The sequence below is a fragment of the Bacteroides sp. An19 genome (genome assembly GCF_002160215.1).
Classification (GTDB): Bacteria; Bacteroidota; Bacteroidia; order Bacteroidales; family Bacteroidaceae; genus Phocaeicola; species Phocaeicola intestinalis.
In genome coordinates this window covers 1-19,285 of sequence record NZ_NFKD01000036.1, presented here as the reverse complement: position 1 = coordinate 19,285, position 19,285 = coordinate 1, and the positions used below count along the sequence as shown (strand labels likewise).

Here is a 19,285-nt window from a genome sequence, read left to right as displayed (position 1 = left end):
TGTTATATTAATAAGGTTAGAAAGAAATGTTCAATCCGAAGGAATAAACCGTTGGCGAAGGGTAACGTCCATTATCCAAACCATACACGTTGGGACTGGCTGTACTGGCACCGATTTCAGGGTCGTAGCCATCGTAGCCGGTAATGGTCAGCAAGTTTTGGATGTTGGCGTAGATACGCAAGTTATCCAATCCCCATTTGTTGATGAGCTTGCTGGGGAAGGTGTATCCCAATGTGATGTTCTTCAGGCGGATGTAGGAACCGTCCTCGATGTAGCGGTCGCTGATACGGTCGTTGTCGTTCGGGTCTTGGATAGAGGCGCGAGGAGTCTTTGTGCCTGAATTTGCAACCTTTACATTGGTCACATCATCGTACCAGTTCCATACAGTCACGCCGTTTACGTTCACTCCTTGCGAGTAATCCTTGTTGGGGTCGATGGGCACTACTTGCGCACGGTCGTTTACTGCGTTCAACTGATTCTGCCAGGGCGAGTTCATGTGTGTCAGTTTCATCGCCATGTAATTATATACCTTGTTCCCGTATGAACCGTTCAGAAAGATGGTCAGGTCGAAGTTCTTGTAACGGAAGGTGTTGGTCCATCCGAAAGTGAACTTGGGCAGCGGAGAGCCGATATTGGTGCGGTCGTTTTCGTCAATGATACCATCACCGTTCAAATCCTTATACTTGATATCGCCCACCCATACGGTATTGGTGCGGTTGAATACGCCGTTGGCGGGATATTTGGCGGGTTTCGGTGAAGTCTGCAGGTCGCGCAGGTCTTCGTACACGCCATCGCATACATAACCATAGAAGTTATAAAGCGATTCGCCCACTTCGGATACACTCACTATATCATTCCATTGTCCGTAGCCTACGATTTGCGCGTTGGCTGTACCGTCCAAAGCACGTAGTTTGTTCTTGTTGAACGAAATCTGGAAATCGGAATCCCATTGGAACGCTCCGATGAGCGGATGTGTGTTCAGGGTGATTTCCCATCCGGTATTTTCAATGTCGCCGTAATTACCCATAGGAGCTGCAAGCACAGATGAAGCGTTTCCCGATGTTCCCATGTAGGAGGGCAATTGAAGTGACATCAACATATCTTTTGATACTTTCTTATACCAGTCTACGGTCAGTCCGATGCGGTCGTTGAAGAACCCTAAGTCAAGTCCCACGTTCACTTGTTCCTGTGTTTCCCATTTCACGCCTGGATTGGCGATGTTCGACTGACGGTATCCCAATCCCAGTCCGGTCGGCATACGCGAGATGGATGCTCCCCAGCGGTATCCGCCGATATTGGAGTTACCGGTTTGTCCCCAGCCAAGACGGAGTTTACCGTTATTGATGACGTTGCGGATAGGTTCGAAGAACTTCTCGTTCGAGAAACGCCAAGAGGCAGCTACGGCATGGAACCCAGCCCAACGGTTTTCCGGTCCGAAGTTAGATGAACCATCGTAACGGTAAGTATAAGTTCCCAAGTAGCGGTCATCGTAATTATAGGTCAGACGGGTAAAGAATGAAGCCATCGAAGAGCTTCCAAATCCGGAGTTGATAGAGGGAGTACCTGCACCTAAAGCCGGATTATGTACAGCGTCCGACGCCAAGTTGGTATTCTGTATCGATGTGTTGTCGTAGTTCGAAGCCCACATTTCTTGTCCCACCATTGCCGTAAATCCGTGCTTGTCTATCTGTCCTGTGTAAGTCACGTAGTTTTTCAGTTGCCAGAAGGTACTGTTATTCTTTTGAATGGAACTCATGTTGCTATCTCGTTTCCAGTTGCCTAAGTCTACTCGCGGTTCGTAGCGTTCACCTTTACTGTAACTGATATCATAACCGAATTCGGCATGCCAAGTCAGGTTTTTCATCAGCGTCACATCTGCGAAGATACTTCCTGTCAGTTTCTGACGGTAGAGTAAGATTTGATCCATTAATGCCAAGGCGATAGGGTTAGGACTTGTATAACCTTCCCGGATGACCGATGAGTAATTGCCGTCGATATCATAAATAGGGATATCGGGCGGGGTGGTCAGTGAGTAGTTGATGATACCTTGGTCGCTGTCTGCCAACTTCAAGTCGTCTTTGGTCGATGAATACGTGGCGTTCAAGCCGATTTTCAACCACGGTTTCAGTTCGGCATCCAAGTTGGTACGGAATGAGTAACGGTTGAAGCTGGAGCCTATCAACGTACCGTCTTGATCCATATACGACCCTGAAACGTAGTATTTCACTTTTTCACTACCTCCTTGTGCTGATACTTGGTGTTGGTGTTGCAAAGCTGTGCGGAAGATGGCGTCTTGCCAGTTTGTTCCTACGCCTAAGAGTGACGGGTCACCATAAATGTTGCTGAAGTCCAGTTCGCCTACTTCTACGAAATCATTGTAGAAGTCGGCAAATTCACGTAGGTTCATGATATCAAGACGTTTGGTCTGGCGTTGTACGGCTACCATGCCGTCATACGTAAATTTCGCCTCGCCTGTTTTACCACGTTTGGTGGTGATCAAGATAACGCCGTTCGCGCCCTGCGCACCATAGATGGCGGTAGCGGAAGCGTCTTTCAAGATTTCCATCGATACGATATCTTGCGGGTTGATGGTAGAAAGTGGGGAGATGGTTGATACAGAACCGTTGCCCAGTGCATCGCCCAGTCCGAAGTCGGAACCGCTTTGTCCGCCACCTTGTACAATGACACCATCGATTACATACAGCGGTTCAGCGTTTGAGTTGATGGTAGCTTGACCACGCACGCGGATGGAAGAAGCCGATCCCGGCGCACCAGAAGTGCTGACTGCAGCCACACCTGCCGCACGTCCTTGAAGAGACTGGTCGAGATTGGTGATGATTGACCCTTTGATGGCGTCTTCATCCATCGATACCGAAGCACCCGAAAGGTCGCTCTTCTTCATTGTACCGTAGCCTACCACTACGACTTCATCCAATGTTTCCGAATCTTCTTCTAGTGTAATGTTCAAGTTTTTTTGGTTAGTGATTTTGATTTCTTGAGTTACATAACCAATGTAAGAGATGACCAATGTGGAACCTGGTTTCACGTTTAAGGTGAATTTACCGTCCAAATCAGTGATGACACCATTTGTTGTACCCTTTTCGAGTACGTTCGCTCCGATGACGGGAAGTCCCGTTGCATCGATGATGACACCTGACACTGAGTGAGCCTGCTGGGAGGCGTAGAACTCGGTGGAAGCTGCCATGGCTTGGGGACCGCTTATCCACATCATGGATAAACAGATTCCTGCCGCAAATGCAGTTCTTTTTGCATGTTTGTTCATGATAAATTAGGATGAATTGTTAATAGTTAAGGTTACATTATAGTATGCCGTCTGTATGCCGGTAACTATGCCGTACCGTTTTTTGTTATTGGCAAAATTACCGCATACTTGACGGATAAACTAATATAATTTTATCAATCTTGATACACCTTCGTAATATTTATTTCGAAGAAGTTTCTGACTTGTGCAGCAATGCTTTATTTGCCGTATGGATAAGGCTTATCGTACTGGAGTCGGATGCGAAAACCGAGTTCAATCCTTGCTCTTCCTGGGCGGGGTCGCCTGTATAATCGTCTCCGGACTGCCAGAAAACATGTTCCGAGGAGGGAACGGCTAAACCGCCCCAGCCCCAGAAGTTGCAACCAGCCAACAGGCTTTGATGGGTTGCGTGTTTAACTATTAAATCAAAGATACACTTGTAATACCCGTCACGGGCATGGGTTGATATGTTTTTACCAAATTGAAAACTGTCACGCGGATAGCCGAACTCTTCCAGTACAAGCGGCTTCTGATACTTTTTTGCTATATTCAGATGTTCGTTGATATAGGCTTGCGTGTTCGTGCAGGCTTTTTCTAAATTCTCTTGAAGGCTGTCCTTCGGTGCCCAGCCCCAATTGTAGGGCCAGATGTGGATGTTCATGTAGTCGATGTTTGTATCGGCATGGACTTTTTCGAAGAGGGCAATGTCTTCTTCACATCCGTGTTTGCCTTCGCTTCCTGTAGAAATAAGATGGTTCGGGTCAAGCGAGCGGATAAGGGAAGAAGTCTTGCTCATCCACTCGGCGAAGGCTGCTTTATGGATAGAGTCGGAAGCGAAAGCACGGGGTTCGTTCCCGATTTGCCACGACATGATGGTCGGGTCGTCTGTATATTTCCGGTGGGTGTACCGGTTGGTGCGGGTGAGGATGTATTTCACGTGGTTGGCGAAGAGGGCTTGTGCGCTGTCCGATACCACGAACTCTTTCACATAGTCCATGAAAGCGGGCCATCCGTCTACGGCAGGCACGGGAGCCTTGTCTCCTTTTGCCCAAGCGAGGTACTGGCTGTATCCTCCGCTCCATTCCCACGAATTGTTCAGATAGAGCACCGCCAGCATGTCACGCTTTTCCATTTCTGCCAATAAGTAGTCTAATCCTGCCAGAATAGTATCATTATAGATGCCCGGAGCTTCTTGCAGGGTAGGTTCCACTTTGGTGGGAACGCCTCGCTTTCCGTCCGAGCCGACTAAGATGCGCAGGTTGTCCACGCCGATGGCTTTCAGGGAGTCGAGTTCCCGGTGCAGGCGTTCGCGGTTGCCTCCCGTTCCTTCCGAGGCGAGGATGGCACCGTACCAGAAGTTGGCTCCTATATAATAATAAGGTTGTCCGTTACGGATGAACTGTCCGTTCTTGACTTGAATAAATGGTGAAGACACCTCTTTCGGTGTGGATGTACAACCGATGAGGAACGCTGGTAAAATTAAAACGGATAAAATTATTTGTTTCCACATAAGCTATTAGATTTGTTTTTTGCAAATATAGCCCGAACGGAAATACGAAATTGATACTATTTTATCCGATTTTATTTTCTATTGATTTTCTATTGATGCGAATCAGGAGTTAAACGTAGTTATGTTTTACAGGAGTTATCACTTCGTTCAGGAGTTATACTTCACGCGGTATTTATTTGTGCATTTTGTATATGACACGTAGTAAAGACGATGTACACATCGTCTCTACAGAAGCGGCGCAAAAAGGTATTGGCATCTAACTCCCAGCCCGCACCGGCGGGCGATAACTACCTATAACTCCCTTTTAACTCCTGATTGGCATTATTGATGTTTTGTGTTATTAATATGCGCAAATATAAGGACTAAGAAGCTGTTTTGAATTTATCGTGCGATGATTTGGGATGAGTTTTTGAGGCATTTTTGCTTCTGTGATGAGGAAGATAGCGGGCTATCTGACGAAGAACAGGAGCGAAAAGGACCAAAAAATCGCCCAAAGCACACACGAAAACGGATACATCAAGCCAAGAAAAACTTTTTGGAGAAATTCAAAACAGCTTCTCAACAACTCTTTCCAATCGGCATACGGTACATGCAAAACAGTTCTATATCAGAATCCGTTTCTTCTTGTAATTATCCCGGAAGTCTTTAGGGGATGCCAGTTTTTTCTTTTTGAAGATGCGGTTGAAATTGGAAAGGTTGTTGAATCCTGATTCGTAACAGATTTCTGCGATGCTCATGGTGGAGTCTACCAGCATGCGTGTGGCATGTCCCAGACGGATGTCAATGATGTAATCGGACAGATTTTTGCCCGTGCGGAGTTTAAAGAAGCGGCTGAACGATACTTCGGTCATTCCGACCATATCTGCCAGTTGGTTCAGCCGGATTTCTTCTTTGTAATGCTGGTTGATATAGTCTTGTACTTTCTGCACTCGGCGACTGTCTGAGTGTTGTTGGATTTTCGCGAACGAAGAACTGGATAGCACGCGTGCTTCTTCGGTGAACATGGAAAGTTCATATAAAAGGGTAAGGAAGCGAGTTACGGCATAGAAACCTTTCGTGTCGGGCAGTTCGTCTATCAGGGCATAGACTTTCATAATGGCTTGCATGGGGAAACTCAGTCCGTTTTGTGCCTTGTCGAACATTTTCATGACGCGGTCGAATTGATTGGTGCTGAGTAAAGTTTTCATGAATTGGGGTGAGAACTGGATGGTGATTTCCCGAACGTCCTTGCTTTTGCAATCATGTTGTTCCCATACATGCTCCAAATCTGGACTGGTGATGAGTACCAGGTCGTATTCGCCGATGATTTCTGCAGAGTCGCCTACGATGCGTTGTACTCCGGGGGCATTGATTACGAAGTTCAGTTCGAATTCCTTGTGGCAATGCATCGGATAAGTGAATTCGCTTTTCCTTCGGTCGGCAATGTAGAAGCAGTCTTTTTCCGAAAGAGGAGTAATTTCGCGGATAACGTTTTTGTCTTTTACTATCATGGTCTTAAATTTATTAATTTGCTAATGAGCCAATGCATTAATTCGTTAATGTGACAATGTGTTAATTCGTTAATGTGACAATGTGTTAATTTGCTAATGAGCCAATGCATTCTCACATTCTCACATTGACACATTTTCACATTGGCACATTCTCACATTTTTACATTGGCACATTGTCACATTGGCACACTCTCACATTAGCACATTCGAACTATAGTCTGATTGGTTCTTTACTCCTTGTATATCTCGTTGGATGATGTCCTCGGTGAAAAGTCGGATCAGTTCTTCCCATGTCAATACGGTGTCGGGCTGGAATTGTGCCGATTTTGCATAGCGGAGCAGGGCAGTGCGGAACTGGTTCCCTTCGGGTGTGTCTTTAATGGCATTGAGGTCGGTGGTGCATACCAGAAGCTTTCCTTTTCCGATGCGGAACTCGAAGACAATACCCAGTTTGTGGTTCCGTTCGATGTTATCAATGACTTGCACTACGGGGCGGTATGCCTTGTCTGTGTGGTTCAGTATCATCGGACGCGAATTTCGGGTGATGCTCCACCATTGCCAGTCACTATGCTCTTCGGTAGGGAAGTGGCGGAATAAGGGATGTGCGGGATTTGTCAATATCGACATCGTACCCGGCGAAACCTCTTTGCCTGCATTTTCCGATATGGTCTTGAACATGGCATAGTTCCAATAATCGGGTGTGAACATGCCTCCTACGCTTTGTTTCCCGATGTCCTTGTGGCGGGGAAGCAAGAGTACGGTTTCTCCCTTTGCCAGCTTGGCTTTCACCTGCTTGTTAAGTAGGGAATCGATGTAAATTCCTTCTGTACTTTCCTGCTCATCGGGGTAAACCCAAAGATGGTAATAATTGTGGTAAGTACCTGTCCGAAGGTTTAAGGTGAGGCGCTGAGGCTTTTTCAGTCCGTTTAGTGATAAATTGATGTCACCGGCTTCTTTTAGTTCGCCTTGGGGAACGGAACAGGTAATCGTTCCTTGTTTTTCCCATTCTCCGTCATCAGAAACCAGTTGCCAATGAATGGGAGTCGACCAATCATTTTCTTCGTAGTTGGAAAGGGAGATACCAATGTGTAAAGGTTGGGTGTTCAGCCAGCAGAAATCGGTGAGCCGGGCAAGCGGTACGACCGGTGCACAGAATCCGTAGAAGGTTTTGGGGTCTATAATGCCTTTGCTTTCCATGAAGGCGTCTAATATGCCTACCAGTGCCGAGCCTTGTCCGGGGTAATCCTGCAGGTCGAGCATTTGGAAACCTCCGAAGCCGGGTGTGCGCAGGGCATATTCGATATCGGCTTTGTAACATGCCACAGAGAAATGTCCCGTAGCACGATGGAAAGCTTCGGCTTGGTCGTATAAGTGATTTTCTTTTAGCCGGTTACGGAATATTTCCAGATTGTATGGATACAGCACGCCTTTGTATTTCGCAATTTGCTGGAAGTCGGGATAAATCTGGAACTGGCAGGTCTCGTGTCCCACTACGGGACGGGGACACCGGGCGATGGCTTGTGCATAATTGGCGGTTGTATTGGGACGGGTGTTGTTCAGGATGCCTCCCTTTTCTGCATCCACGTATGCGAAGGAAGAGCGTACATGAGTCGAATATCCTTCGCCTCCGCCTACCCGGCACGTTACGAAAAAGTCTTCTCCATCTTGCGGACCTTGCCAACCCAGATTGTTGTTCGAACCGAAACAATACAAGTGCCGTAGGTCTTTCCGGCGGAACTCGTCAAGCCACTCGCGCATTACGTCAATGTCTCCGTGCAGCTCATTGCCTAGTCCCAGCATCATGAACGAAGGATGATTGCCCAGCCAGTCCAATATCATGTTGCCTTCTCGTTTCAGGAATGTGTTCAACGATATATTATTACGCTGTATAGCTCCCCAAAGTGGAAGTTCTACTTGGAAATAGATACCTTCTATATCGGCTGCTTTCAAGGCTGCTTCGGGAGGAGTGTACGAATGGCACCGGTAGTGATTGATGCCATATCGTTTGGCTATGCGGAATATGTTGCGCCATGTTTCCACATCCATTGGTGCATATCCGGTAAGAGGGAAGACGCAGGCATCGTGTTTGCCACGAAGCAATATTTTCTTGTCGTTTAAAACAAATTGCGTGTTTTCTGTACCGAATTCACGCATTCCGAAATCTATGTGTTGCTGGTCGTGTGAGTGCCCGTTGTTAAGTGCAATGTCCAGTCCATACAAGGCAGGATGAAATTCGCTCCATAGCAGCGGAGACTCTCCCATGCCAAGTGTAAAGGTAAACGAATTGGCACCCTGTTGCAAGGTTATGTTTTTCTCGAAGGTGGGAAGCACGTGTGTAGTAGGGGTATTCCATGCTTTTCCTTGGATACTGACAATTGCTGAACAGGGATAGTCGGACCATACCTCCAATGTTATGCGGGCGCATTTTTCAGATACAGATGGGTAGACTTGTACCTTATTTATATAAGGTGTATCGTAGGCTTCTATCCCGAATTTGCCTAAGATACCGTTCCAGTTGGTTTGTGTGGCATCGGTCCAAGCATGTGAACTTTGTATTTCTTTCGGTACTGATGTTTCAGAATTGTCTATACGCAGGACAATATGGTGCTTGCCTAGTTTCAGGGAAGGAAGTTCATAACAATGAGGGGCATAGAGGTGTGAGAAGCTTCCGATGCTGTCTCCGTCTATCCAAAGCGTGCTGGGCTTGGTGCGTTCCATAATCAGGCGGAGCTTCTTTCCGGCAAAGCTTTCGGGCAAGGTGAAGTCGCGTTCGTAGGTGACTTGTCCGCTATACGAATAGAGCCTTGTCAACTGAGCCGTAGCATAGGGAGCCTGTGCCGGATTGCCTAATTTGTTTTCATCGGTGGTGCCCGGAAGCCGGCAAGTGCCTAACGAACTTTCCCAGATGCCCGACAGGGGAAGGAAGGCTCTCTCTTGTGCTTGTGCGCACAAAGCGCAAAGCATGGTTGCGAGTGAAAGAAAGAGTTGTTTCATTTACAATTTAGCAATTTACGATTTACAATTTATTTCATTTCTATTTGCAATGTACAAAATAGGATTAGGGGATAAATCGTAAATCGTAAATCGTAATTTGTAAATTGTCAAATAGTAAATGTTCATCATTTGCCATATTTCGCCTTGATGCCTGGCAGTTCTTTCCGGATATCGGCGATACGGGTGGCATCGCTGGGGTGTGTGCTCATAAACTCGGGTACAGACCCTCCGCTTCCTGCCGACATCTTTTGCCAGAATCCGACGGCTATATCGGGATTGTATCCAGCCATGGTCATGAATACCAGCCCCATATAGTCTGCTTCCGATTCGTGTTTGCGCGAGAAGGGAAGCATCATGCCGTATTGTGCGCCGATGCCGTAAACCGTGCCTGCAACCTTTTGCACTGCAGCACTCTTGTCGCTTACCAGCGAATTGAGGATATTTGCGCCATATTGCGCCATTACTTGTTGGCTCAGGCGTTCATTGCTATGCTTTGCTACGGCATGTGCCACTTCATGTCCTACCACTACCGCCAGTTCGTCATCGGAAGAGACCAGCTTCATCAGTCCTTCATAAACTACAATCTTTCCGCCCGGCATGCAGAAGGCGTTCACTTGCGGGTCTTGTATGAGATTGAATTCCCACGCGAAGTTCTGGATTTCCGATGCCATGCCGTTCGCGCGCAGGTAGGCTTCGGTGGCGGAGGCTATCTTTTTCCCTACCCGTACCACCATGGCGGTTTGTGCGGCATTGGCTGATTTCTTAGCCGACTTGATATAGTCGTTGTATTGGGTAAGACTGGAGGACAGCACTTCGCTATCCGATACCAAAAGCATTTGCTTCCGTCCGGTCAGGGGGACGGTAGAGCAGCCTGCCAGCAGGAGGGCGGCAAGCAAGAGCAAGGTGAAATGCAGTTGTTTCATCATCCGTAATTCGTTTTAAGGTTTCTTTCAGCAAATATATAGCATTTTCTGTAATAATCCGCACTATCTGTAATGAAAAAGATAATACAGTATCATTCGCATTGGTGGAATATGCCTACTTTTGCATTGATATCATTTAAAACAACTCATCATGAAAAACATGAAAGCTAAAGTCTTATTAGTTGCCGGAGCTTCGCTTTTCGCTTCCGGTGTATGGGCGCAAGAGCAACTTGTGCGACTCTCTACTCCCGAAACTTCGCTGGTGATTAACGCACCGCAAGGGGGAGAATTGAAATATGTATATTATGGTACGAAGCTGGGCGATGCGGACCTGAAACAGATTGATGCGGTGCGTACGTGCAATCATGCCGCTTATCCGGTGTATGGAATGAATACTCCGGCAGAAACGGCGCTCTCGGTATGCCATGCCGACGGGAACATGTCAACCCAGCTGGTGGTGGAAAGCGTGGCTACGACCGATGGGGATAAGACAAAGGAAGTTTCTGTCCGCTTGAAAGATAAGGTGTATCCATTTTATGTCAACGTATGTTACCGGGCTTATCAGGATGTGGACATCATTGAGACCTGGACCGAAATAACGAACGAAGAAAAGAAACCCGTAGTGCTCAACCAGTTCGCTTCGGCTTACCTGCCCATCCGCAGGGGCAATGTATGGCTCTCCAGCCTGTATGGTTCGTGGGCGAACGAAGGGCGTTTGGCTCAGGAACCGTTGGAGCCGGGCATGAAAGTGATAAAGAACAAGGACGGGGTGCGCAATTCGCATACGGCACATGCCGAAGTGATGTTCTCGCTCGACGGACGTCCACAGGAAAACGTAGGGCGGACCATTGGTGCGGCACTTTGCTATACAGGAAATTACAAGCTCCGTATCGACACCGATGATAGCGAATACCACCAGTTCTTTGCCGGTATCAATGAAGATAATTCCATGTATCATTTGCAGAAAGGCGAGACGTTCAAGACTCCGGTGCTTGCCCTTACTTATTCGGACGAAGGGTTGAGCGGAGCCAGCCGGAACTTTCACCGCTGGGGACGCACTTATAAGCTGGCGCATGGAGACAAGCCTCGCAAAATCTTGCTCAATAGCTGGGAAGGTGTTTACTTCGACATCAACCAGCAAGGCATGGAACAGATGATGGCGGACATCGAATCAATGGGCGGCGAATTGTTTGTGATGGATGACGGATGGTTCGGAGGCAAGTACCAGCGCAATACCGATAATTCTTCGTTGGGCGACTGGGTGGTAGATACCCGTAAGCTTCCCGAAGGCATTGAGGGATTGCTCCGTGACGCGAAGAAACATCATGTGGGATTCGGTATCTGGATAGAACCGGAAATGTCGAATACTACGAGCGAACTCTACGAGAAGCATCCCGAATGGATAGTGAAAGCTCCCCAGCGCGACCCGGTGTTAGGGCGTGGCGGAACGCAGGTAGTGCTTGACCTCGGCAATCCCGAAGTGCAGGATTTCGTGTTCGGCGTGGTGGATGACCTGATGAGCAAGTATCCCGAAATCGAGTATATCAAGTGGGACGCCAATATGGCGATTATGAACCACGGTTCGAATTACCTGACCGCTGACAACCAGAGCCACATGTACATCGAGTATCATCGTGGCTTCGAGAGTGTATGCAACCGTATCCGTGCCAAATATCCTGACCTTACTATCCAGGCTTGTGCCAGCGGCGGAGGACGTGCCAACTGGGGGTACTTGCCTTGGTTCGACGAGTTTTGGGTGAGCGACAATACCGATGCCCTCCAGCGCATTTACATGCAATGGGGCACCTCGTATTTCTTTCCGGCGATTGCCATGGCATCCCACATCAGTTCGGCTCCCAATCATCAGGTCTTCCGTACCGTTCCTATCAAATACCGCATCGATGTGGCGATGAGCGGGCGTCTGGGCATGGAAATCCAGCCAAAGAACATGACCGAGGAGGAGAAGGAGATTTGCCGGAAGGCAATAGCCGATTACAAGATGATTCGTCCCGTAGTGCAGTTCGGGGATATCTACCGTCTGGTTTCTCCCTACGACCGCTTGGGTGTGGCGTCTCTGATGTATACTTCGCCCGAGAAAGACAAGGCGGTATTCTATTGGTGGAAAATGGAAACGTTTTATAACCAGCATTTGCCTCGTGTGCGCATGGCAGGTCTCGACCCGGCGAAGATGTATCGGGTCAAAGAGTTGAACCGCATCGATAACGAGCCTCTCCCGTTCGAAGGGAAAGCGTATTCGGGCAAGTTCTTGATGGAAAACGGCTTGGAAATCCCTTACACGCATAAGGTGGACTATCACAAGCTGAATGATTATGCCAGCCGGGTGCTGTATTTGGTAGCAGAACAGTAAAAAATAAAGAACCGGGAATGAAGAATAAACAAATCGTTATTCTTTATTCCCGGTTCTTTATTTAGTTAGAAATCGTTTTGAATTTATCGCCCAAAGTACGCACAAGACGAACACATTAAGCTAAGAAAAACTTTTTGTAGTAATTCAAAACAGTTTCTTGGAAAACTTTTTATTTCAGTTTTGCCAGTGTTTCCTTGATGCGGCGCATGGCTTCGATGATGTTTTCATCGGAAGTGGCGTAACTCATGCGGATACATTCAGGGGCACCGAAGGATGTTCCGCCCACGCAGGCTACGTGGCCTACTTCGAGCAGGTACATGGCAAGGTCATCGGCGTTGTTGATGACACGGTCGCCGTCTTTCTTGCCAAAGAAGAAGTCGCATTTCGGGAAGAGGTAGAAAGCACCTTCGGGCACGTTTACTTCAAATCCCGGAATTTCTTTCGCCAGTTTGACAATCAAGTCACGACGGCGTTGGAATGCCTGGCGCATTTCTTCTACTGGAGCCTGTGTGCCGGTGTAAGCGGCTTCGGCTGCTTTCTGCGATACCGAGCACGGACCAGAAGTATATTGTCCCTGGAGTTTGTTGACACCTTTTACAATCCATTCGGGAGCCGCAATGAAACCGATACGCCAACCTGTCATGGCATATGCTTTGGAAACTCCGTTGACGATAACCACACGGTCTTTGATTTCGGTAAACTGGGCAATGCTTTCGTGACGGCCGACATAATTGATATGTTCGTAAATTTCATCGGCAATGGTGATAATTCGCTCATGTTTTGCCAATACAGCAGCCAGTCCTGCAAGTTCCTCTTTGCTGTATACAGACCCTGTAGGGTTGGAGGGTGAGCATAAAATCAGGGCACGTGTATTCGGGGTGATAGCTGCTTCCAGTTGTTCGGGAGTAATCTTGAAGTCTTGCTCGATACCCGCACGCACAATGACGGGAGTACCTTCTGCCAGTTTCACCATTTCGGGATAGCTTACCCAATAAGGAGCAGGGACAATGACTTCATCTCCTTTGTTTACCAAAGCCATAATCGTGTTGCATACCGACTGCTTGGCACCGTTGGCACAACTGATTTGGGCTGCTGTATATTCCAGTCCGTTTTCTTTTTTCAGTTTTTCTACAATGGCGTTTCGCAATGCGGGATAACCGGCTACAGGAGAATAGCGCGAATAGTTTTCGTCAATCGCTTTTTTAGCGGCTTCCTTGATATGGTCGGGAGTGTTGAAGTCGGGTTCGCCGACACTCATGTTGATTACATCTACGCCCTGAGCCTTAAGCTCGCCGCTCTTTTGCGACATAGCCAGCGTAGCCGAGGGTGACAAACTGTTTAAACGTTCTGAAAGTTGATTCATATTCTTCTTTTTAATTTTAGTTCAAAATCGGTGCAAAATAAAGCATTTTTTATGACATATAAAAACATTTATTACTTTCTGTCGCCTAAGAACCGAAGTAAATACAAGAAAAGATTGATAAAGTCGAGATAGAGTGTCATGGCACCCATCAGGGCAATCTTTTGGGTGGTATCATTTATCGCTATGTCTTCTCCTGTTAATAGCTGCTTGATTTTTTGTGAATCATAAGCCGTAAGCCCCGTGAAAATCAACACACCGATACCCGAAATGATTAAATCCATCATTGAGTTATGCAGGAACAAGTTGACCAGTGAAGCAATGATAAGTCCGATCAGTGCCATGATGCAGATATTTCCGATACGGCTCAAGTCTTTCTTGGTTACATAGCCATAGAGTGCCATTACGCCAAAGGTACCTGCCGTAACAAAGAATGTGGTGGCAATGGAACTCATGGTGTATATCATAAAGATAAAGGCGAGTGTGACTCCGTTCAGAATGGAGTAGGCGATAAAAAGCAGGGTAGCGGTGCTGAAAGCAATCCGGTGGATGCGTGCGGAAAGGTAGATGACCAATCCTATTTCAGCTATCAGAAGCCCCCAGAAGAGCATCCGGTTTTCAATAATCATCGAGAGTAACGTGTATGATTTTGCCACGTATAAAGATACCAATCCGGTAATGACCAGCGCCAATGTCATCCATGTGTAGACATTGCGCATCAGTGTAGCTTGTACGGCCTTTGCTTTAGACGCGTACACTTTTGCCAAATCATTTGTTTCCATAATCATCAATTTTTAATTTTTGATTTTCAATTCTAATTCTTAAAATGCAACGTATGTCCCATGCGGTCTTTCTTCGTATGCAGGTAACGTTCGTTGTAAACGTTAGGTGTGACCTCGATGGGCACATTCTCCACGATTTCCAATCCGTAGGCTTCCAGTCCCACCCGTTTTACAGGATTATTGGTAAGCAGACGCATCTTGTGAATGCCTACCTCACGCAGGATTTGTGCGCCTACTCCATAGTCGCGTTCATCGGCTTGGTGTCCGAGGCAGATGTTGGCGTCTACGGTGTCCATGCCTTCTTCCTGGAGCTTGTAGGCTTTCATTTTTTCCATCAATCCGATGCCACGTCCTTCCTGAATAAGGTAGATAACGGCACCTTTGCCTTCTCTTTCTATCATTTGCATGGCTTTATGAAGCTGTTCTCCGCAATCGCAACGCAAAGAACCGAAAATGTCGCCCGTAGCACACGACGAATGTACACGCACCAATACGGGTTCATCAGGCTCGAAGTGTCCCTTTATCAACGCCACGTGTTCCAGGCCGTTGCTTTTCTGGCGGAAAGGTATCAGGCGGAAATGTCCGTATCCGGTAGGCATGTCTACCTCCACACCCCGCTCTACCAGCGACTCTTGCTTCAAACGATAGGCTATCAAGTCGGCAATCGATATCAGCTTAAACCCATATTGGTCCGCCATCTGGCGCAGTTCGGGAAGGCGTGCCATCGTACCGTCCTCGTTCATCACTTCCATCAAAGCAGCCGCGGGATAAAGCCCTGCCAGCTTGGCGAGGTCGATACTCGCTTCGGTATGTCCCGCACGGCGGAGCACCCCTTTGTCTTGCGCATAAAGCGGGTTTATATGTCCGGGACGGCCAAAAGTTTCAGGAACCGATGCCGGGTCGGCAAGCGCACGGATGGTAGCGGCACGGTCGGCAGCCGAAACTCCTGTAGTACATCCCTCCAGCTTATCGATAGTCACCGTAAACGGAGTCCCTAAAACCGATGTGTTATTGATTACCTGGCACGGAAGGTCGAGCTCCTTGCATCGGGACATCGTAATCGGCGCACAAAGCACCCCGCGGGCATGTTTCAGCATAAAGTTCACTTTTTCAGGCGTAATCAGCTCGGCTGCAATGATAAGGTCGCCTTCATTTTCGCGGTCTTCATCATCTACTACGATTACAAATTCTCCTTTACGGAAGTCCTCAATGGCTTCTTCTACGGTATTTAGCTTTATCTTGTCCATAATGCGTTATTGTTATGAATAATAATGTTGGTCTTTTATTTGTTGTATAACCTGTCCGTTGGTCCGGATAATGTTTTTTAAATCTTTCTCCAGCCGTAGCCTGAACCGCCAGATATGAAGGTACACCAACAATCCTACAGGTACCACGATACCTAACGCCAAGTTAAGCCAGCGGTTCCCGAACGGACTCTTATGAGCCTTAACCGCCAGGAAAGGATAATTGTTCATCGCGTTCAGCAAGATTGGATCTTTCGAATTCGAGAGTTCCTCTATCACCGCTTCCATTTGCCTGCTGATATCAGCGATGGCATCGTCCGGCTTGTTGTTCATGAATAGCTTGATATAATTAGGCAATCCTTTCAACCGATGCATACGCATATAGTCTTCACACAATGCGCTGATGTGTTCCAGCGCCTCGACATCTTTCCGGTATTCGGGTGTATGGATAATCACTTCTTTCTTAAACAGGTGTCTCGACAAGCGGATGCCAAACACCTTGCGGAAAAACGCCGCATACGTGTCAATATTGAACACCACCGAATCTTTGTTTGACTTATAAGTGAAGAACGCTCCTACGGGTGCCAGCACGAGTGTACTCATCCAGGTACCCAGCGCCACATTCATCTCGCCGCTTTTCCCGATACGGGTCGCGCCCGAGTCGATAATGTAATACACCACAAAAATCAGCACGGATATCACGACCGGCATACCCAGTCCGCCCTTGCGGATAATGGCTCCCAGCGGTGCTCCGATAAAGAAAAAGATGATACAAGCCAACGAAAGAGTGATTTTCTTGTGCCAGTCGGAACGGTGCGAACGGATATTTCCGTCCGTACTTTTGCTCATAAAGCTTTTCATCTCCCAGTCGGATGCCAACGAGGAAATCCTGTTTTCCGTCTTGCTCAATGTTTGAGACTTTTCTTGCGAAGTCATGGAATTGAAGATGCTGTCAGTATTCAGGTATGCCACGTTCAGTTTCTCCAATTTGGTAGAATCGGCTTTGGTCAGTACCGGTGTCTTGTAAGTAGAGTTAATGACATCGTTGAAGTAAGCGCGTCCTACACTGTCGGCGTGTATTTCCAACGAATCAATAGCCTGGGAGATTTCCCGCATATTCTTGATATCCGAGCGTTGGTCGAGGAAACTTCCGTCTACCATATTGAAATCGGAATCGAATTGGATAAGTGTATGCTTTTCCTTGAATGATTCGCGGCGGTAGGGGACGTTACGTGAAATGACAGATTGGGATTTCAGGTTCTCAAATTGTTCACCATTATACAAATGAAGGAAAAGATGCTGCTTGTCGGCGGTCAGTTCCAACTTCCCTTCTTCCGCCCAAATGATATGTGCATTTTCGAATCCATCGGAAAAGTTGTATATTAACACGTCTTTCAGCATACCTGTCTCCCGGTCTTTGTGCTTGACATAAATGTTATAACCGTCGATATCACTATAAAATACTCCTTCCGGTATGTCTACTTCAGGAGATTTTTGCTTCATGGAAACCAAGAGTGTCCATAGTTGCTTTTGGGCACGCGGACCGATTTCGTTCTGGAAAAAGAATGACATGCCTCCCAGAAACATGCAGAACAGTACGACTGGCCGCATGATACGGAGTAGGGGGATGCCTGCTGCCTTCATGGATAACAGTTCGTACCGCTCACCAAAGTTTCCGAATGTCATGAGTGCAGCCAGTAGGATGGCCAGAGGAAGCGACAGGGGAATCAATGTCAGACCTGAATAAAAGAAAAATTGGGCTAGAACATTAATCTCTAATCCTTTTCCTACTAACTCGTCTACGTACCTCCATAGAAATTGCATCATGAAGATAAACAGACAGATGAAAAACGTCCCAGAAAAGAGCAGTAAAAAGCTCTTCAATACGAATATATCTAGTTTTTTTATGCGTAGCATTCCTTAATATATGGTTGTCAGCTTGCAAAAGTAGCATAAAAAACAACGCGGAGCATGATGTTTTGTATATTTTTAGAAAATTATATACCGCACGTCCGTTTTAGCACTTCAATTTGAGAGTCCCATAGGTTGATAACGTCATCTTCTTCACCGGGTTCGGCAAAGTCTGTCACTTCTAGTGAAAGGTCTGTGGTTAGTTCATTGTAATAAATTTTTAGTTCGAAATAGGTGCGTGGCTCATCGTCTTTCCAGTGAAAACGGATGAATGATTCGGTCCGGAAATTGGTTATTTCGGCTTCTCTGGTTTCGGTCTTTCCCCATTTGAACATAAATGTCTTGTTAAGTCTGGTTACGTTATCGGCAAACCAGCGGCTTAATCCGGATGGAGTGCTGATGGCGTTCCATAAAATAGTGCTTGATGCAGGAGCTAACGTATATTCTATCTTTATTTTCTTTTTCATAGATAGTTTCAGGCTTTTCTTTGTTAAAGTTATGAATTAAAATAACGGGCGCAAATTAAACTAATTTTTTGTACACTACATAATGAATCGTCTATTATTTTTCGCTTTTCTCTTTTGCGTATTTTCCGTTTTGATGATATACGTGATAATATGGATTTCGCATATGGCTGGATATGAATGCATTGTACGTGGATTTAGCTTTTGGAGGTAAAAAAGAAGTGAAAAAGATGTGGAGGAAAACAAAAGAAAAATGGGCGAAAATATTGCGTATGTCGAAAAGATGTTTTACCTTTGCACCCACAATCGAAAAGATGGCGGGATAGCTCAGCTGGTTAGAGCGCATGATTCATAATCATGAGGTCCCCGGTTCAATCCCGGGTCCCGCTACTAAGTAATGATTTGACCGTTGGGTGGCTTCCACGCCTGGCGGTTGTATGGCGGGATAGCTCAGCTGGTTAGAGCGCATGATTCATAATCATGAGGTCCCCGGTTCAATCCCGGGTCCCGCTACAGAAAAGAGGCTGACTCGTTCGGGTTAGCCTTTTTTTTATGTCTGTTTGTCTGTATTTGATGCCAAAAAGAAATAGTATCTGAGAGTAATATATACTGCGTTTGCCGATGCAGTTATCTTTTCTGGCAGTTTCAATGCACTGAAACTGCGGATGCAGTATATATTACTTTTCATTGGCATTTAAAGTCAATCAAAAATGAAATGAGAAACATTATTCTTGTCACTCATTCAAGCATGCCTTTTGATGAACATAAGTGGGTTGCCCGTTTCACATAAGTACCCCTGCCGTTTCACATAAGTGGTCCTGCCTTACCACTTATGTCCGTCTGGATGTGTGTGGATGTTTTTTTTGTCCTGTGTGCCCTTCGCGCGCGTATAATTATATTAATGAGTATCCGTTTCGGCCATTTTTCATCAGTTTTAAGAATATTCGTCCTGTAATATGTTGTATAGCAGCATTTTG

Annotated in this window: 12 protein-coding genes and 2 tRNA genes; 4 read left to right on the top strand and 10 right to left on the bottom strand. The window is 46.7% G+C overall.

Annotated features, from left to right (window positions below):
* Window positions 1–16: 16 nt before the first annotated feature.
* Complete coding sequence (locus B5F25_RS13190) at window positions 17–3,283, bottom strand: TonB-dependent receptor (RefSeq protein WP_087250052.1); 3,267 nt, start codon at window positions 3,281–3,283, stop codon at window positions 17–19.
* Between the two features lie 160 nt (window positions 3,284–3,443).
* Window positions 3,444–4,772 (bottom strand): beta-mannosidase, encoded by a 1,329-nt coding sequence (locus B5F25_RS13185; RefSeq protein WP_087250050.1) that lies wholly within the window; start codon window positions 4,770–4,772, stop codon window positions 3,444–3,446.
* 391 nt (window positions 4,773–5,163) lie between these two features.
* Here B5F25_RS13185 and B5F25_RS13180 point away from each other — a divergent pair, with 391 nt between their 5' ends.
* Window positions 5,164–5,421, top strand: coding sequence for a hypothetical protein (locus B5F25_RS13180; RefSeq protein ID WP_162608477.1), 258 nt, complete (start codon window positions 5,164–5,166; stop codon window positions 5,419–5,421).
* On the opposite strand, the gene B5F25_RS13175 is transcribed toward B5F25_RS13180, so the two are convergent.
* From B5F25_RS13175 to B5F25_RS13165, 3 genes are all read right to left on the bottom strand, one after another.
* Entirely contained in the window at window positions 5,375–6,262 is an 888-nt protein-coding gene (locus B5F25_RS13175) for a helix-turn-helix domain-containing protein (protein WP_087209479.1), read from the bottom strand. The genes B5F25_RS13180 and B5F25_RS13175 overlap by 47 nt on opposite strands.
* Before the next feature lie 192 nt (window positions 6,263–6,454).
* On the bottom strand, window positions 6,455–9,256 hold the full coding sequence (locus tag B5F25_RS13170) for a glycoside hydrolase family 2 TIM barrel-domain containing protein (RefSeq protein ID WP_087250045.1): 2,802 nt from the start codon (window positions 9,254–9,256) through the stop codon (window positions 6,455–6,457).
* A 125-nt stretch (window positions 9,257–9,381) separates the two neighbouring features.
* Window positions 9,382–10,179, bottom strand: a complete 798-nt coding sequence (locus B5F25_RS13165) for a M48 family metallopeptidase (RefSeq protein ID WP_087250081.1) — start codon at window positions 10,177–10,179, stop codon at window positions 9,382–9,384.
* A gap of 151 nt (window positions 10,180–10,330) precedes the next feature.
* Here B5F25_RS13165 and B5F25_RS13160 point away from each other — a divergent pair, with 151 nt between their 5' ends.
* Window positions 10,331–12,547, top strand: coding sequence for an alpha-galactosidase (locus tag B5F25_RS13160; RefSeq protein WP_087250043.1), 2,217 nt, complete (start codon window positions 10,331–10,333; stop codon window positions 12,545–12,547).
* A 169-nt stretch (window positions 12,548–12,716) separates the two neighbouring features.
* Here B5F25_RS13160 and B5F25_RS13155 read toward each other — a convergent pair whose 3' ends face one another.
* The 5 genes from B5F25_RS13155 to B5F25_RS13135 all read right to left on the bottom strand — a co-directional run bounded on the left by B5F25_RS13155 (window position 12,717) and on the right by B5F25_RS13135 (window position 18,311).
* Window positions 12,717–13,910 carry a pyridoxal phosphate-dependent aminotransferase gene (locus B5F25_RS13155; protein ID WP_087250041.1) on the bottom strand — a complete coding sequence of 398 codons (1,194 nt, stop codon included), beginning with the start codon at window positions 13,908–13,910 and terminating at the stop codon, window positions 12,717–12,719.
* A 71-nt stretch (window positions 13,911–13,981) separates the two neighbouring features.
* Window positions 13,982–14,689, bottom strand: a complete 708-nt coding sequence (locus B5F25_RS13150; protein WP_022039156.1) for a Bax inhibitor-1/YccA family protein — start codon at window positions 14,687–14,689, stop codon at window positions 13,982–13,984.
* A 32-nt stretch (window positions 14,690–14,721) separates the two neighbouring features.
* A complete protein-coding gene (locus tag B5F25_RS13145; protein WP_022039863.1) occupies window positions 14,722–15,936 on the bottom strand; it encodes a bifunctional 3,4-dihydroxy-2-butanone-4-phosphate synthase/GTP cyclohydrolase II in 1,215 nt (404 codons plus the stop codon).
* 12 nt (window positions 15,937–15,948) lie between these two features.
* Window positions 15,949–17,850, bottom strand: a complete 1,902-nt coding sequence (locus tag B5F25_RS13140; RefSeq protein WP_087250039.1) for an LptF/LptG family permease — start codon at window positions 17,848–17,850, stop codon at window positions 15,949–15,951.
* 80 nt (window positions 17,851–17,930) lie between these two features.
* On the bottom strand, window positions 17,931–18,311 hold the full coding sequence (locus B5F25_RS13135) for an START-like domain-containing protein (protein ID WP_022039861.1): 381 nt from the start codon (window positions 18,309–18,311) through the stop codon (window positions 17,931–17,933).
* Between the two features lie 313 nt (window positions 18,312–18,624).
* Here B5F25_RS13135 and B5F25_RS13130 point away from each other — a divergent pair.
* Both B5F25_RS13130 and B5F25_RS13125 read left to right on the top strand, forming a co-directional pair.
* Window positions 18,625–18,698 (top strand) — tRNA-Met (locus tag B5F25_RS13130).
* A gap of 49 nt (window positions 18,699–18,747) precedes the next feature.
* A tRNA-Met gene (locus B5F25_RS13125) sits at window positions 18,748–18,821 on the top strand.
* Window positions 18,822–19,285 lie beyond the last annotated feature (464 nt).